The following is a 16,704-nucleotide window of genomic DNA, read 5'->3' as shown; positions in this document are numbered from 1 at the left end:
AAAGAGAGTGAGGAAAACGGCATTCGATCTTGCCCCCTCCCCCGAAAGTGGACTATACCTGTCGGCGTCCGAACGGCCCGTCAACGGCCGTGGATCCGGGGGGAAATGCGGAGGCCGAATGCGTCCGCGGATCCCTGGCACGCCCGGCGTACATCCCGTACCACTCAGCTCCATCTGACGACCTGCGGTGCCGGGGAATTTTCGGGCACCGCCTGAGTCCTGAAGAAGGCGAGGACTTGAGCATGGGATCCATCTCGGAATTCAACCGGCGCGATCTGGTCAAGCGGGCAGCGGCCATGGGAATCGTCGCGCTGCCCGCCATGAGTTTCCTTTCCGCCTGCGCCAGCTCCGGCGGTGGCGGCGGCGACAAGGCGACGAAAGGCACCAAGTCGGCGAAGAATCCGCTCGCCGTCAACGAGAGCGCCGGACTGGACGTCGTCATCTTCGACGGCGGCTTCGGCGACGCCTATGCCAAGAGCGCACTGAAGGACTACACCAAGGCATTCCCGAAGACCGAAGGGAAAGCCAAGGTCACCTCCACGCAGAAGATACAGTCGACGCTCCAGCCGCGTTTCAACGGCGGCAACCCCCCGGACCTCGTCGACAACTCCGGCGCCGAGCAGATGGATTTCGGCACCCTCGTCAGCAAGGACCAGCTCACCGACCTCAACGCCCTTCTCGACGCCCCCTCCATCGACGATCCGGGCAAGAAGGTACGCGACACCCTGCGCCCCGGAGTCGTCGAGATGGGGAAGTTCGGCGGCGAGGAGACCTGGATTCTCTACTACGCGTACACCGTCTACGGCGTGTGGTATTCGAGAGGGAATCTGGCGAAACTCGACGCGGAATATCCGGAGACCTGGGACGAGATGCTCGCGCTCTGCGAGAAGGCCAAGAAGAAGGGGATAGCCGGCTGGACCTACCCGGGTAAGTATCCGTACTACCTCCCGTTCTCCCTCTATCCCTTCATCGGGAAGATCGGTGGCCCGGAGGTCCTGCGGCGGATCGACAACCTGGAGCCGAACGCCTGGCTGGACCCGGCGGTCAAAGCGGCGTTCGAGGCGTACTACGAGCTGTACCGCAAGGGTTACGTCCTCAAGGGCTCGCCCGGTCTCGACCACCTCCAGTCGCAGAACGCCTGGGCGGAGGGGAAGGCGCTGTTCATCCCCAACGGCTCCTGGGTCGAGAACGAATCCGCCAAGCAGATCGCCCGGGACCCGCACTTCCAGCTCGCGGTCGGCGCCCCGTCCAGCCTCTCCGCCGCGGACAAGATGCCGTTCGGCACCCTCTGGGCGTCCGGCGGCGAGCCGTTCATCGTCCCGAAGCAGGCGCACAACGCCGAGGGCGGTATGGAAATGCTGCGCGTCATGCTCGGCAAGAAGGCGGCGCGGAATTTCATCGAGCAGGTCTCCTCGCTGACCTCGCTCGACGGCGGTACCGACGGCGTCGACCTCCCGCCGGGGCTCGCCTCCGCGCAGAGCGTGCTGGAAAAGGCCGGGAAGAACATTCTCAACCCCCGGCTCCAGGACTGGTACGTCGCCCTCCAGAAGGAAAAGATCGGGGTTGGCGCCATCGGCGAGATGATGGCCGGCCGGATGACGCCCGACGAGGCGATCAAGAAAATCCAGAAGTACGCGGACGACACCCGCGCCGACTCCAGCGTCACCAAGTACAAGCGCTGACCCATGAGGGGAACGAGCCACCGGCACCATCCGCAGCGCAAGAACGGGACCGGCAGTCATGCAGCACGGTAAATACCGTTTCATCGCGGGATTCCTGATCGTTCCGCTGGTGATCTACGCGGTTTTCGTGATCTCGCCCTTCGTGCAGGCCATCTACTACTCCCTCACCGACTGGACCGGCCTCAGTCCGGATCTGCGGATGGTCGGCCTCGACAACTACGCACGCCTTCTGAAGGACTCCGTCTTCTGGGCGGCGGTGGGAAACAGTGTGACGCTGTTGCTGCTGCTCCCGGTGGTGACGCTCAGCCTCGGGCTGTTCTTCGCGTTCATGCTCAACGTCGGTGGCCGCCGCCGGAAGAAGGCGGTCATCGGCGGGGTGCGGGGATCCGGCGTCTACAAGATCATCTACTTCTTCCCGCAGGTCCTGTCCGTCCCGATCGTCGCGCTGCTCTTCCAGTTCGCGTACAACCCGGAAAGCGGCTCCCTGAACGCCTTTCTGGGCGCCATCGGACTCGACGGGGTGCAGCCGGACTGGCTGGGCGATCCGCAACTCGCCCTGTGGTGCGTCATGGGCGCGATGGTGTGGGCCAATGTCGGCTTCTACGTCGTGCTGTTCTCGGCCGGGATGAGTTCGATTCCGAAGGACTTCTACGAGGCCGCGTTGCTGGACGGCGCGAACCGTGTGAACACGTTCTTCCGGATCACTCTGCCGCTGCTGTGGGACACCGTGCAGACCGGCTGGATCTACATGGGAATTCTCGCCCTGGACGTCTCCGCCTTCGCGTTCGTGCAGATCATGAGCGTCGGTCCGGGCGGCCCCGACTACTCCACCGAGGTCCTGCCGCTCTACGTCTACCAGCGGACCTTCCGCGACGGTCAGGCCGGATACGCGACCGCCATCGGCGTCTCCCTGCTGATCGTGACCCTCGTCTTCTCGGCCGTCGTGATGCGGCTGGGACGGCGCGAGCGACTGGAGTTCTGATGCGTACGCAGACCGATCCCGCCGCCCGCCGCGCCGCGCCGAAGGGTGAACCGGGGCGCCGCGGCGGCGAGGGCGGCGTACTGAACGTCTTCTCCCACGGCGTCCTGGTGATCTGGGGCCTGCTGGTCACCATGCCGCTGCTGTGGGCGGTGATCTCCTCCTTCAAGGACGACGCGGAGATCTTCGGCTCCCCCTGGAGCCTGCCGTCCGTGCTGCACCCCGACAACTGGGTGCGCGCCTGGGAGAAGGCGAACATGGGGGAGTACTTCCTCAACTCGCTGATCGTCGTGGGCGGTTCACTGATCGGCACGATGGTGCTCGGCTCGATGGCCGCCTATGTGCTGGCGCGCTTCGACTTCCCCGGCAACCGCTTCGTCTACTTCCTCTTCGTCGGCGGTATGGGCTTCCCGGTGATCCTGGCGCTGGTACCGCTCTTCTTCGTCATGAAGAACATGGCGCTGCTGGACACCTACCACGGGCTCATCGGCGTCTACATCGCGTACTCGCTGCCGTTCACGGTCTTCTTCCTCAGCGGGTTCTTCAAGACGCTGCCGACCTCGGTGGCGGAGGCGGCGCTCATCGACGGCGCCTCCCACACCCGTACGTTCTTCCAGGTCATGCTGCCGATGGCGAAGCCGGGCCTGATCAGCGTCGGCATCTTCAACTTCCTCGGGCAGTGGAACCAGTACCTGCTGCCGACGGTGCTCAACGTCGGCGACCCGCACAAGAAGATGCTCACCCAGGGACTGGTGGCGCTCGCGGTCAGCCAGGGGTACAAGGGCGACTGGTCCGGGCTCTTCGCCGGGCTGACCATCGCGATGCTGCCGGTGCTGGCGGCGTACATCCTCTTCCAGCGGCAGGTGGTCGCCGGTCTCACCGCCGGCGCGCTGAAGTAGCCGCCGGAGCGGCCCGGAGGCCCCGCGCCCGGAACGGCGGCGCGGGGCCTCCGTCCGTCCGGGACGCTCCGCGCCCGGCCCGCGGGCGTCGTCCGGATGTTCCGGTGGGCCGGCCCGCTCCGGCGCGGGCGCCCGTACGCCGCGCGGCGCCGACCGCTCCGGCGCTCCCGCCCCGCCTCTCCCGGCTCCGGTCGAGGACTTGACGGGAGGTGACCCGTCCGGCTCAGCTTAGATTCACATGTTGGAGACAAGCCGGGCCCCGCTGGTGTGGTCCGGCCCGGCGGGCGGTCGTCGTGCCGCGCGCCTCAGGCGGGAGTGGATGAGCCGATGGAGACTCCGGGGTCGCAGTCCTCGCTGCACCGGGCCAATCTGGAGCGGGTCGTGCGGGCGGTGCGCATGGCGGGCTCGCTCACCCAGGCGGAGATCGCCCGGAGCACGGGGCTCTCCGCGGCCACCGTCTCGAACATCGTTCGTGAGTTGAAGGACGGCGGCACCGTCGAGGTGACGCCCACCTCCGCCGGGGGGCGCCGGGCCCGGAGCGTGTCCCTCTCCGGTGACGCCGGCATCGTCGTCGGCGTCGATTTCGGCCACTCCCATCTGCGGGTCGCCGTCGGCAACCTCGCCCACCAGGTGCTCGCCGAGGACGCCGAGCCGATCGACGTGGACGCCTCCGCCGACGAGGGGCTGGACCGCGCCGAGCGGCTGATCGCCCGGCTCGTCGCGGCGACCGGTATCGCCCCCGGCAAGATCATCGGCGTCGGGCTCGGCGTGCCGGGCCCCATCGACGTCGAATCGGGCACCCTCGGCTCCACCGCGATCCTGCCGGGCTGGAGCGGCACCAACCCGGGCGCGGAGCTGTCCGGGCGCCTCGGCGTCCCCGTCCACGTCGACAACGACGCCAACCTCGGCGCCCTGGGCGAGCTGGTGTGGGGCGCGGGCCGTGGCGCCGCCGACCTCGCGTACATCAAGGTGGCCAGCGGTGTCGGCGCCGGGCTGGTGATCGGCGGGCGGATCTACCGCGGGCCGGGCGGTACGGCGGGCGAGATCGGCCACATCACGCTGGACGAGTCCGGGCCGGTCTGCCGCTGCGGCAACCGCGGCTGTCTGGAGACGTTCACCGCCGCCCGCTACGTCCTGCCGCTGCTCCGGCCGAGCCACGGCCCGGACCTGACGATGGCGCGCGTGGTGGAGCTGGCCCGCGACGGCGACCCCGGGTGCCGCCGGGTCATCGCGGACGTGGGCCGCCACGTCGGCAGCGGCGTCGCCAACCTCTGCAATCTGCTCAACCCCAGCCGGGTGGTGCTCGGCGGCGACCTCGCGGAGGCGGGGGAGCTGGTGCTCGGGCCGATCCGTGAGTCGGTGTCGCGGTACGCGATTCCCAGCGCGGCACGGCAGTTGGGCGTGGTGCCCGGCACGCTGGGCGGGCGCGCCGAGGTGCTCGGGGCGCTCGCGCTGGTGCTCAGCGAGATGGGCGACGCCACCCTGCTCGACGGTGCGCCGGTCGCGCACGGTGCCGTGTCCGGGTGAACGCCGGCCGGTATCCGGCCGGTGCGGACGCGGCAGTTGACCGGTTACTGACTTCAGGCACCTAACGCATGGCACCGTTGTCATCTCGTTAAGAATTTACTCCTTGACGGCCCGCTGACGGCCGAGTTGACTTCCAGCCACCTCGGCCGCAAGGACGCGGCCTCGTCAGGGAGGCAAGCTCACATGAATGTCTGGACGCGTCGCGCCGTCATAGCCACGGCCGCCGTTTCGATGGCCCTCTCGGTCGCCGCCTGCGGCAAGGCGGGCGACGGCGACAAGGCCGCGGGCGGGGACGGCAAGACCATCGGCCTGCTGCTGCCGGAGAACAAGACCACCCGCTACGAGACCTTCGACCGCCCGCTGATGGAGGCGAAGATCAAGGCGCTCTGCGCCGACTGCGAGGTCAAGTACAACAACGCGGCGCAGGAGACCGAGACCCAGAAGAAGCAGTTCGACGCGCTGATCACCCAGGGCGTGAAGGTGATCATCCTGGACCCGGTCGACTACAAGGCCACCAAGTCCTGGGTCAACCAGGCGGCCAAGAAGGGCGTCAAGGTCGTCGCGTACGACCGGCTGGCCGAGGGCGAGATCTCCGCGTACGTCTCCTACGACAACGAGAAGATCGGCCGGCTCCAGGGCGAGGCGCTGGTCAAGGCGCTCGGCTCGGACGCGAAGAACAGCAACGTCGTGATGATCAACGGCTCGCCGACCGACCCCAACGCGCCGTTCTTCAAGAAGGGCGCGCACACCGTCCTCGACAAGCAGGTCAAGAAGATCGTCTACGAGCAGGACATCCCCGACTGGTCCTCGGACGAGGCCAACAAGAAGATGAGCGCGGCCATCGACTCGCTCGGCAAGGACGGCTTCCAGGGCGTCTACGCCGCCAACGACGGCGAGGCGGGCGGCGTGATCACCGCCCTCAAGCAGCAGGGCGTCACGGTCCCGGTCGGCGGTCAGGACTCCGAGCTGGCCGGTCTCCAGCGCGTCCTCAAGGGCGACCAGGCGTTCACCATCTACAAGCAGATCAAGCCGCAGGCGGACGCCACCGCCGAGATCGCGGTCAAGCTCCTCAAGGGCGAGAAGATCGACGCCCTGGCGCCCACCAAGGTCGACAGCCTCAGCGGCGACGTCAAGGGCATCCCGGCGAAGCTCTACGACGCGCAGGTCGTGACCAAGGACAACGTCAAGGACACGATCATCAAGGACAAGGTCTACAAGGCGAGCCAGCTCTGCACCGCCGATGTGAAGGCGGCGTGCGAGAAGGCCGGTATCAAGTAGCCCCGCCCGGCTCCGCCCGGGGCGCGGGAGGCGGCATCGGCCGCCGTACCCGTGCCCCGGGCGGGCTTCCGGCCGGCCGGGCCGCCGCGCCGGTCCCGCGCCGCATGCCGGCCCCCGGCCCGTATCCCGGCCCCGCGCCCGCCCCGTAGCGCCGTACACGTCCCCGCCCCTCCCGCGGCGCGGACGCCGGTCCGGCCGGTGCCCGGCGCCCCCCACCCCCCTCGCAGAACCCGGTGCCCCGCACCACCGTCCCGCCCCCTGTGAAGGCGGCGAAGGAGATGATGTCCGTGTCCGCTCCGCCCGTGCTGGCGTTGCGCAAGGTCTCCAAGCGGTTCGGCGCCGTCCAGGCGCTCACCGACGTCACGCTGGAGATCCACCCCGGTGAGGTGGTCGCCCTGGTCGGCGACAACGGCGCCGGCAAGTCCACCCTCGTCAAGACGATCTCGGGCGTGCACCCGGTCGACGACGGCGCCATCGAGTGGGAGGGCGCGCCGGTCCGTATCACCAAGCCGCACGACGCCCAGGAGCTGGGCGTCGCCACCGTCTACCAGGACCTCGCGCTCTGCGACAACCTCGACGTCGTCGCCAACCTCTACCTCGGCAACGAGCTGGGCGGCGCGGGCGTCCTCGACGAGATCGCGATGGAGAAGCGGGCCAAGGAGCTGCTGGACACCCTGTCCATCCGCATCCCCAGCGTCCGCATCCCGGTCGCGGCGCTCTCCGGCGGGCAGCGGCAGGTCGTCGCCATCGCCCGCGCCCTGATCGGCGAGCCGAAGGTCGTCATCCTCGACGAGCCGACGGCCGCACTCGGTGTCGAGCAGACCGCGCAGGTCCTCGACCTCGTGGAGCGGCTGCGGGAGCGGAACCTCGGCACCATCCTCATCAGCCACAACATGGCCGACGTGCAGGCCGTCGCCGACCGGGTCGCGGTGCTCCGCCTCGGCCGCAACAACGGCGTCTTCGACGTCGCGACCACCTCCCACGAAGAGATCATCGCGGCCATCACCGGCGCCTCGGACAACGCCGTCACCCGCCGCAGGGCCCGCACCGAGCAGGGCAGGAAGGAGGAGGCGCGATGAGTGACCTCACCAAGAAGGCCGCGGAGCCCGCCGCGCCGGACGGCGCCGCACCGGCCGCCGTCGACCCCCGCCTCGTCGTCCGCGAGCAGGGCTTCGCCGGATATCTCGGGGAGTTCCGGCGCCGGGTGCGCGGCGGTGAGCTGGGCTCGCTGCCGGTCGTCGTCGGGCTGATCGTCATCGCCGTCGTCTTCCAGCTCCAGAACAGCGCCTTCCTCTCCGCCGACAGCCTCGCCAACATCGGCGTCTACACCTCCGGCCTCGGCATCATGGCCGTCGGCATCGTCTTCGTGCTGCTGCTCGGCGAGATCGACCTCTCGGTCGGCTCGGTCGCGGGCGTCGGCGCCGCGGTCTGGGCGGTGCTCAGCGTCACCCACGGCGTCAGCGACTGGCTCGCCGTGCTCCTCGCCGTCGTGGCGGGCGCCGCCATCGGCACGCTGCACGGCTTCTTCTTCGCCAAGGTCGGCGTCCCGGCGTTCGTCGTCACCCTCGCCGGGTTCCTCGGCTGGAGCGGACTGCAGATCTGGCTGATGGGCAAGGAGGGCTCCATCAACACGCCCTCGGGCAGCGTGGTGGAGAACCTCACCGGCTACTACTTCGAGGACAAGGCCGCCGCCTACGGACTCGCCCTCGTCGCCGTCCTCGCGTACGCCGGATCGCTGCTGTGGGAGGCCCGCCGCCGCCGGGCCGCGGCGCTGCCGTCCCGCCCGGTGAGCGAGATCGTGCTGCGCACCGCCGTCGTCGCGCTCCTCGCCTTCGCCGTCGCCTACGTCCTGAACGAACCGGCCGGCGCCCGCGGTCTGCCGCTGGCCCTGGTGCTCTTCCTCGCCGTTCTCGTCCTCGCCGACTTCGTGGTGCGCCGTACGTCCTACGGGCGGCAGATCTTCGCGGTCGGCGGCAACGCGGAGGCGGCCCGCCGCGCCGGTATCAACGTGGGCCGCGTCCGGATCACGGTCTTCGCCGTCTCCGGCATGCTGGCGGCCTTCGGCGGCCTCTTCATCGCCAGCCTCTCCGGCGGCGCCACCAAGAACCTCGGCGCCGGCAACACCCTGATGAACGTGATCGCCGCGGCGGTCATCGGCGGCACCAGCCTCTTCGGCGGCCGCGGCAAGATCTGGTCCGCGCTGCTGGGCATGCTCGTGATCCAGTCGATTCAGCAGGGACTGAACCTCCTCGGCATGGCGAGTGAGATCCAGTACATGATCACCGGCGCGGTGCTGCTCGCGGCGGTCGTCATCGACTCGCTCTCCCGCCGCACCCAGAAGACCGCCGGACGCACCTGAGCCCCGGCCCGTACCGCCCGCGGCGGCCCCCACCAGGCATCTTCCGGTGGGGGCCGCCGCGCGTGCGTGGGCGGCCGGATCCGGCGGGTCACCCGAGTGACATACATCGCCGGGCCCGGAGGCCGCGGCGGGCGCCGGAACATTAGACTCGGCTGATCAGCAACCTCGACCAGTTTCGAAGCACGACAAGCAGGGAGGCACAGTGCAGAAGGTGCCGCGCGAAGCGCGCCAGGCCGGGGCGGTGGCCGGAGACGGACGGGAGTTGCTGACCCGTATCGAAGGACCACGCGACCTGGACCGGCTCACCCCGCAACAGCTCGGACAACTCGCCGGGGAGATCCGTACCTTCCTCGTCGACGCGGTCGCCCGGACCGGTGGCCACCTCGGCCCCAACCTCGGTGTGGTCGAGCTGACCATCGCGCTGCACCGGGTCTTCGACTCCCCGAAGGACCGTGTCCTCTTCGACACCGGCCACCAGTCCTACGTCCACAAGCTGCTCACCGGCCGCCAGGACTTCGGCCGGCTGCGCGCCAAGGGCGGCCTGTCCGGTTACCCCTCGCGCGCCGAGTCCGAGCACGACGTCATCGAGAACAGCCACGCCTCGACGGTCCTGGGCTGGGCCGACGGCCTGGCCAAGGCCAACCAGGTCCGCGGCAAGGACGACCACGTCGTCGCGGTGATCGGCGACGGCGCGCTGACCGGCGGCATGGCCTGGGAGGCGCTCAACAACATCGCGGTCGCCAAGGACCGCCCGCTGGTCATCGTCGTCAACGACAACGAGCGCTCCTACGCGCCGACCATCGGCGGCCTCGCCGACCACCTCGCCACGCTGCGCACCACCGACGGCTACGAGAAGTTCCTCGCCCGCGGCAAGGACCTGCTGGAGCGCACCCCGGTCGTCGGCAAGCCGCTCTACGAGACGCTGCACGGCGCCAAGAAGGGCCTCAAGGACTTCATCGCCCCGCAGGGCATGTTCGAGGACCTGGGTCTGAAGTACGTCGGCCCGATCGACGGCCACGACATCGAGGCGCTGGAGTCGGCGCTGACGCGCGCCAAGCGCTTCGGCGGCCCCGTCATCGTCCACTGCCTGACGGAGAAGGGCCGCGGCTACAAGCCCGCCGAGCAGGACGAGGCGGACCGCTTCCACGGCATCGGCGTCATCCACCCGGACACCGGGCTGCCGGTCGCCGCGTCCGGCGCCGACTGGACCTCCGTCTTCGGCGAGGAGATGGTCAAGCTCGGCCACGAGCGCCCGGACATCGTCGCGATCACCGCCGCGATGCTCCAGCCCGTCGGCCTGAAGAAGTTCGCCGCCGCCTTCCCCGACCGGATCTACGACGTCGGCATCGCCGAGCAGCACGGCGCGGTCTCCGCCGCGGGCCTGGCCACCGGCGGTCTGCACCCGGTCTTCGCGCTGTACGCCACGTTCCTCAACCGCGCCTTCGACCAGGTGCTGATGGACGTCGCGCTGCACAAGTGCGGGGTGACCTTCGTCCTCGACCGCTCCGGCGTCACCGGCACCGACGGCGCCTCCCACAACGGCATGTGGGACATGTCGCTGCTCCAGGTCGTCCCCGGGCTGCGGATCGCCGCGCCGCGCGACGCCGACCAGGTCCGCGCGCAGCTCCGGGAGGCCGTCGAGGTGGACGACGCGCCGACGGTGGTGCGCTACTCCAAGGGCGCGGTCGGCCCGGCCGTCGAGGCGGTCGGCACGGTCGGCGGTATGGATGTGCTGCGCGCCCCGGTGGCGGTCGCCGGGCGCCCCGATGTGCTGCTGGTCTCGGTCGGCGCGCTCGCCCCGATGTGCCTGGAGATCGCCGCCCTCCTCGACAAGCAGGGCATCTCCTCCACCGTCGTCGACCCGCGCTGGGTCAAGCCGGTCGACCCGGCGCTGCCCGGTCTCGCCGCCGAGCACCGCGTCGTCGTCACCGTCGAGGACAACATCCGCACCGGCGGCGTCGGCGCGGCCGTCGCGCAGGCGCTGCGGGACGCGGGGGTGGACATCCCGCTGCGCGACTTCGGTATCCCCGAGCGCTTCCTCGACCACGCCTCCCGCAAGGAGGTCATGGCCGAGATCGGGCTGACCGCACCGGACATCGCCCGGCAGGTCACCGGCCTGGTGGCCAAGCTCGACGGCCGCTTCGAGGGCGCGTCCGCCACCGCCGCGGGCTCGCCCCGCCCGGCGGAGGTCGCGGGCGACTGACGCCCCTCGTACGGAACGGGCCGGTCGGACACCTCGGGGTGCGCCGACCGGCCCATCCGTTCGGCCGCCACCGCGCTCCATAGGGTGAATCGCCGCCGCCCGGGGCCCGCCGCCCCTGACGATTTGTCTGTATTGCAGAGAATCTGCCAGTCCGGTCAGGGTCGTCAGGCGGAGGTTCGCCCATGAGCACACAGCAGGGCCCGGGCGCGCGGTCACGCCGCGACCGCGGGATTTTCCGGACCAAGAGCGTCGAGCAGTCCATCCAGGACACCGAGGAGCCCGAGCACGCCCTCAAGAAGTCCCTGTCGGCGCTGGACCTGACGGTCTTCGGGGTCGGTGTCGTCATCGGCACCGGCATCTTCGTGCTCACCGGCAAGATCGCGAAGGAGCAGGCGGGCCCGGCCGTCGCCCTCTCCTTCGTCCTCGCCGGTGTCGTCTGCGCCCTCGCCGCGCTGTGTTATGCGGAGTTCGCCGCCACCGTCCCCGTCGCCGGGTCCGCGTACACCTTCTCCTACGCCTCGCTCGGCGAGTTCCCCGCCTGGATCATCGGCTGGGACCTGGTCCTGGAGCTGGCACTGGGCTGCGCGGTGGTCGCCGTCGGCTGGTCCGGGTACATCCGCTCGCTGCTGGACTCCGCGGGCTGGCATCTGCCCGCCGCGCTCTCCGGCACCCAGGGCGGCACGTTCGGCTTCGACCTTCTGGCCTGCCTGCTGGTCCTGGTGCTGACCGGCGTCCTGGTGCTCGGTATGAAGCTGTCGTCCCGGGTGACGAACGTGATCGTTGCCGTCAAGGTGACGGTGGTGCTGCTCGTCGTCATCGCCGGGGCGTTCTTCATCAGCGGTGCCAACTACCGGCCGTTCCTGCCGCCCAGCCGGCCGCACGAGGGGGAGAGCGGCTGGGCCGCCCCGCTCTCGCAGCTCCTCTTCGGCTTCACCCCGTCCAACTTCGGCGTCATGGGCATCTTCGCCGCCGCCGCCGTCGTCTTCTTCGCCTTCATCGGCTTCGACATCGTCGCCACCGCCGCCGAGGAGACCCGCAACCCGCAGCGCGACGTCCCCCGCGGCATCCTCGGCTCCCTCGCCATCTGCACCTTCCTCTACGTCGCGGTGTCGGTCGTGGTCACCGGCATGGAGAAGTACACCGACCTGTCGACCGACGCGCCGCTCGCCGACGCGTTCAAGGCGGTCGGCCACTCCGTCTACGCCGGGATCATCAGCTTCGGCGCGGCGGTCGGCCTCACCTCCGTCTGCATGATCCTGCTGCTGGGGCAGAGCCGGGTGTTCTTCGCGATGAGCCGTGACGGGCTGCTGCCGCGGTTCTTCTCCCGGGTGCACCCCACGTTCGGCACGCCCTACCGCTCCACGCTGCTGCTGGGCACGGTCGTCGCCGTCGTCGCCGGGTTCACCTCGATCAACGAACTCGCCGAACTCGTCAACATCGGCACGCTCTTCGCCTTCGTCGTCGTCGCCCTCGGCGTCATCCTGCTCCGCCGCTCCCGCCCCGACCTGCCCCGGGGCTTCCGCACCCCGCTGGTCCCGCTGGTCCCCGTCCTGTCGGTGCTCGCCTCGCTCTGGCTGATGCTCAACCTGCCCGCCGAGACCTGGCTCCGCTTCGCCGCCTGGATGGTGATCGGCATCGTCGTCTACGCCCTGTACGGCCGGACGCACAGCCGTCTGGAAGGCCGCCGGGCGGCCGAGAAGGGCGCGGTCGGCGGCGGCTGAGGCTCAACCGCCCTGCCTACCGGCGGTGTTGAGGGACGGCCTCAGTCTTCCGCCGCTCCCGGACGGCCGCCGCCCCGGGCGCCGCGGACCGCGCGCGGGCCCGCCACCCGCGCGCCCAGCGCCTCGACGCGGGCCCGCAGCCCGCGGTCGGCGGTCACCACCAGGCAGTCCCGCCCGGCGCCCTCGGCCGCCACCAGCTCCACCATCCGGTCATCGCCGCTGCCGGGCGCGGAGACCACCCGCACCCCGTCGACGGACGCCACCGCGCGGGCCGCGCCCTCGACCACCAGGACCAGCTCCACCGGCGGTTCGGCGTACCCGGGCAGGCCCGCGGTCGCGCAGGCGGCCAGTCCGTCGCGCAGCCGCTCCGCGGCGCCGCGCCGGTCGCGCCACCAGCCGTCCGGTACCGAGCCGACGACGTTCGCCCCATCGACGATGACCAAGGAATCCATGGCCCCACCCTGTCACGCGACGGCAGCACGACGGCGCGGGCCGGCTCCGCCGAGCCGACCCGCGCCGTCGTGTGCGGAGGTACCTGCCTTACGCGGGCACGCTCGCCAGGCCCGGGGCCAGGAACTTCTTGCCCGTCACCCGCTCGGAGACGCCCGCGCGGTCCAGGTACGGCGTGATGCCGCCCAGGTGGAAGGGCCAGCCCGCGCCGGTGATCAGGCACAGGTCGATGTCCTGCGCCTCGGCGACGACGCCCTCGTCCAGCATCAGACCGATCTCCTGCGCCACGGCGTCCAGCACGCGGTCACGGACCTGCTCCTCGGTCAGCACCGTGTCGCCCTGCTTGAGCAGCGCGGCGACCTCCGGGTCCAGCTCCGGCTTGAAGCCGTTCTCGGCGGAGTAGACGTAGAAGCCGCGCTTGCCCGCCTCGACGACGGCCTTGAGGTTCGGCGAGACGGTGAACCGCTCGGGGAACGCGCCGTGCAGCGTCTCGGAGACGTGCAGGCCGATCGCCGGGCCGACCAGCTCCAGCAGGACCAGCGGCGACATCGGCAGCCCCAGCGGCTCGACGGCCTTCTCGGCGACCTCGACCGGGGTGCCTTCGTCGATGACGTTCTGGATCTCGCCCATGAAGCGGGTCAGGATGCGGTTGACGACGAACGCCGGGGCGTCCTTCACCAGCACCGCGGTCTTCTTCAGCGACTTGGCGACGGCGAAGGCGGTGGCCAGCGACGCGTCGTCGGTCTGCTCGGCGCGGACGATCTCCAGCAGCGGCAGGATCGCGACCGGGTTGAAGAAGTGGAAGCCCACGACCCGCTCGGGGTTCTTCAGCTTCGACGCCATCTCGGTGACCGACAGCGAGGAGGTGTTGGTCGCCAGGATCGCGTGCGCCGGGACGACCGCCTCGACCTCGGCGAACACCTGCTGCTTGACGCCCATCTCCTCGAAGACGGCCTCGATGACGAAGTCCGCGTCGCCGAAGGCGGCGGCCTTGTCGAGGTGACCGGTCACCAGGCCCTTGAGGCGGTTGGCCTTGTCCTGGTTGACGCGGCCCTTGAGCAGCAGCTTGTCGATCTCGCCGTGGACGTACTCCACGCCCTTGTCGATCCGTGCCTGGTCGATGTCGGTGAGGACGACCGGGACCTCCAGGCGGCGCGCGAAGAGCAGCGCGAGCTGCGAGGCCATCAGACCGGCGCCGACGACACCGACCTTGGTGACCGGACGGGCCAGCTTCTTGTCCGGCGCGCCGGCGGGCCGCTTGGCGCGCTTCTGCACGAGGTTGAACGCGTAGAGCCCGGAGCGCAGTTCACCGCCCATGATCAGGTCGGCGAGCGCCTGGTCTTCGGCGTCGAAGCCCTGCTGCCGGTCGCCGTTCTTGGCGGCGGCGATGATGTCGAGCGCGCGGTAGGCGGCCGGGGCGGCGCCGTGCACCTTGCCGTCGGCGATGGCCCTGCCGCGGGCGACGGCCTCGTCCCAGGCGGCGCCGCGGTCCAGCTCGGGGCGGACCACCTCGGTCTCGCCGGTCAGCACCGAAGCGGTCCAGATCAGCGACTGCTCCAGGAAGTCCGCGCCCTCGAACAGCGCGTCCGCGATGCCGAGGTCGAAGACCTGCTGGCCCTTGAGCTGCTTGTTCTGGTTGAGCGAGTTCTCGATGATCACGCTCACCGCGCGGTCCGCGCCGATCAGGTTGGGCAGCAGCACACAGCCGCCCCAGCCCGGTACGAGACCGAGGAAGACCTCGGGCAGCGAGAAGGCCGGCAGCGCCTTCGAGACGGTGCGGTACGAGCAGTGCAGCCCGACCTCGACGCCGCCGCCCATCGCCGCGCCGTTGTAGTACGCGAACGTCGGCACGGCCAGGCCCGACAGCCGCTTGAAGACGTCGTGGCCGCCCTTGCCGATGGCCAGCGCGTCCTCATGGCGCTTCAGCAGCTCGACGCCCTTGAGGTCGGCGCCGACGGCGAAGATGAACGGCTTGCCGGTGATACCGACGCCGACGACAGAACCGTCCGCCGCCTCCTTCTCCACCTGGTCGATCGCGGTGTTGAGGTTGGCCAGCGACTGCGGGCCGAAGGTCGTCGGCTTGGTGTGGTCCAGGCCGTTGTCCAGCGTGATGAGCGCGAAGCGGCCCGCGCCCTTCGGGAGGTCGAGGTGGCGTACGTGCGCCTGGGTGACGACCTCGTCGGGGAACAGCTCGGCCGCGCCCTTCAACAGCTCAGCGGTGGTGGTCACTTGCCTGCCCCCTCGAAGTGCGGGTTCTCCCAGATCACGGTGCCGCCCATGCCGAAGCCGACGCACATGGTGGTGATGCCGTAGCGGACGTGCGGCTGCTCCTCGAACTGCCGGGCGAGCTGCGTCATCAGCCGGACACCGGAGGAGGCCAGCGGGTGGCCGAACGCGATGGCGCCGCCGTACTGGTTGACCCGCGGGTCGTCGTCGGCGATGCCGTAGTGGTCGAGCAGCGAGAGCACCTGGACGGCGAACGCCTCGTTGATCTCGAACAGGCCGATGTCGTCGATGGTCAGACCGGCCTTGGCCAGCGCCTTCTCCGTCGCCGGGACCGGGCCGATGCCCATGACCTCCGGCTCCACGCCCGCGAAGGCGAAGTCGACCAGACGCATCTTGACGGGCAGGCCCAGCTCGCGCGCCACGTCCTCGGCGGCGATCAGCGAGGCGGTCGCGCCGTCGTTGAGACCGGCGGCGTTGCCCGCGGTCACCCGGCCGTGCGGACGGAACGGCGTCTTCAGCCCGGCGAGGTTCTCCAGCGTGGTGCCCGGCCGCATCGGCTCGTCGGTGGTGGCCAGGCCCCAACCGGTCTCGCCCGCCTCGGCGTTGGTACGGCGCACCGAGACCGGCACCAGGTCGGCCTGGATCTGGCCGTTGGCGTACGCCTTCGCGGCCTTCTCCTGGCTGCGGACGGCGTACGCGTCGGCGCGCTCCTTGGTCAGGTGCGGCAGCCGGTCGTGGAGGTTCTCCGCCGTCATGCCCATGAACAGCGCCGACTGGTCGACCAGCTTCTCGCTGACGAACCGCGGGTTGGGGTCGACGCCCTCACCCATGGGGTGCCGCCCCATGTGCTCGACGCCACCGGCCACGGCGATGTCGTACGCACCGAAGGAGACGCCACCGGCGATGCTGGTGACGGCGGTCATCGCACCGGCGCACATACGGTCGATGGAGAAGCCGGGCACCGACTGCGGCAGACCGGCCAGGATGCCGGCGGTGCGGCCCAGGGTCAGGCCCTGGTCACCGATCTGCGTGGTCGCCGCGAGCGCGACCTCGTCGATCTTCGCGGGGTCCAGGTCCGGGTTGCGGCGCAGCAGCTCCCGGATGCACTTGACGACCAGGTCGTCGGCGCGGGTCTCGTGGTAGATGCCCTTCGGGCCCGCCTTGCCGAACGGGGTGCGGACGCCGTCGACGAAGACGACATCCCTAGCGGTACGAGGCACGTTGGCTCTCCTCCAGGTGCGGTATGGCACTGCTGCGGGGCGCCCCGGGGGACGCATCACACCCGACATGCTACTTACGGGTAACCATGCTGCACACCCCCCGCGCCCGGAGCGGCGAAGGTCACACCGTGAAGTGTTGTCTTTCCGGAGATGTGATCAA

The 16,704-nt window shown here is 70.2% G+C and carries 12 protein-coding genes; 9 read left to right on the top strand and 3 right to left on the bottom strand.

Going from position 1 to position 16,704, the window contains the following annotated elements; translation table 11 throughout:
* The first annotated feature begins 242 nt into the window (after positions 1 to 242).
* The 9 genes from ngcE (at position 243) to ACGH2B_RS04435 (ending at position 12,648) form a co-directional block, all read left to right on the top strand.
* Positions 243 to 1,682, top strand: coding sequence for an N-acetylglucosamine/diacetylchitobiose ABC transporter substrate-binding protein (gene ngcE, locus ACGH2B_RS04475; protein ID WP_399084412.1), 1,440 nt, complete (start codon positions 243 to 245; stop codon positions 1,680 to 1,682).
* Between the two features lie 58 nt (positions 1,683 to 1,740).
* Positions 1,741 to 2,664 (top strand): carbohydrate ABC transporter permease, encoded by a 924-nt coding sequence (locus ACGH2B_RS04470; RefSeq protein WP_399084410.1) that lies wholly within the window; start codon positions 1,741 to 1,743, stop codon positions 2,662 to 2,664.
* Complete coding sequence (locus ACGH2B_RS04465) at positions 2,664 to 3,560, top strand: carbohydrate ABC transporter permease (RefSeq protein ID WP_399084407.1); 897 nt, start codon at positions 2,664 to 2,666, stop codon at positions 3,558 to 3,560. The genes ACGH2B_RS04470 and ACGH2B_RS04465 overlap by 1 nt, the downstream gene beginning before the upstream one ends.
* A gap of 327 nt (positions 3,561 to 3,887) precedes the next feature.
* Entirely contained in the window at positions 3,888 to 5,087 is a 1,200-nt protein-coding gene (locus tag ACGH2B_RS04460; RefSeq protein ID WP_399084404.1) for an ROK family protein, read from the top strand.
* 183 nt (positions 5,088 to 5,270) lie between these two features.
* Positions 5,271 to 6,365, top strand: coding sequence for a sugar ABC transporter substrate-binding protein (locus tag ACGH2B_RS04455; RefSeq protein WP_399084401.1), 1,095 nt, complete (start codon positions 5,271 to 5,273; stop codon positions 6,363 to 6,365).
* A gap of 278 nt (positions 6,366 to 6,643) precedes the next feature.
* Positions 6,644 to 7,444, top strand: a complete 801-nt coding sequence (locus ACGH2B_RS04450) for an ATP-binding cassette domain-containing protein (protein ID WP_399084398.1) — start codon at positions 6,644 to 6,646, stop codon at positions 7,442 to 7,444.
* Positions 7,441 to 8,724: a sugar ABC transporter permease gene (locus ACGH2B_RS04445; protein WP_399084395.1), complete on the top strand. Its 1,284-nt coding sequence runs from the start codon at positions 7,441 to 7,443 to the stop codon at positions 8,722 to 8,724. Before ACGH2B_RS04450 ends, ACGH2B_RS04445 begins: the two co-directional genes overlap by 4 nt.
* 202 nt (positions 8,725 to 8,926) lie before the next feature.
* Positions 8,927 to 10,927 (top strand): 1-deoxy-D-xylulose-5-phosphate synthase, encoded by a 2,001-nt coding sequence (gene dxs / locus ACGH2B_RS04440; protein WP_399084392.1) that lies wholly within the window; start codon positions 8,927 to 8,929, stop codon positions 10,925 to 10,927.
* Between the two features lie 182 nt (positions 10,928 to 11,109).
* Positions 11,110 to 12,648: an amino acid permease gene (locus tag ACGH2B_RS04435; RefSeq protein WP_399084389.1), complete on the top strand. Its 1,539-nt coding sequence runs from the start codon at positions 11,110 to 11,112 to the stop codon at positions 12,646 to 12,648.
* Between the two features lie 41 nt (positions 12,649 to 12,689).
* On the opposite strand, the gene ACGH2B_RS04430 is transcribed toward ACGH2B_RS04435, so the two are convergent.
* The 3 genes from ACGH2B_RS04430 to ACGH2B_RS04420 form a co-directional block, all read right to left on the bottom strand.
* Positions 12,690 to 13,100 (bottom strand): NTP pyrophosphohydrolase, encoded by a 411-nt coding sequence (locus tag ACGH2B_RS04430; RefSeq protein ID WP_399084386.1) that lies wholly within the window; start codon positions 13,098 to 13,100, stop codon positions 12,690 to 12,692.
* Between the two features lie 88 nt (positions 13,101 to 13,188).
* Positions 13,189 to 15,327 (bottom strand): 3-hydroxyacyl-CoA dehydrogenase NAD-binding domain-containing protein, encoded by a 2,139-nt coding sequence (locus ACGH2B_RS04425; protein ID WP_399084383.1) that lies wholly within the window; start codon positions 15,325 to 15,327, stop codon positions 13,189 to 13,191.
* Positions 15,324 to 16,544 (bottom strand): thiolase family protein, encoded by a 1,221-nt coding sequence (locus ACGH2B_RS04420; protein WP_399084380.1) that lies wholly within the window; start codon positions 16,542 to 16,544, stop codon positions 15,324 to 15,326. Before ACGH2B_RS04420 ends, ACGH2B_RS04425 begins: the two co-directional genes overlap by 4 nt.
* Positions 16,545 to 16,704 lie beyond the last annotated feature (160 nt).

It is taken from the genome of Streptomyces sp. BBFR2 (assembly GCF_044497305.1).
Taxonomy (GTDB): Bacteria; Actinomycetota; Actinomycetes; order Streptomycetales; family Streptomycetaceae; genus Streptomyces.
The sequence above is the reverse complement of the archived record's forward strand: the minus strand, read 5'-3'. Positions and strand labels throughout refer to the sequence as shown.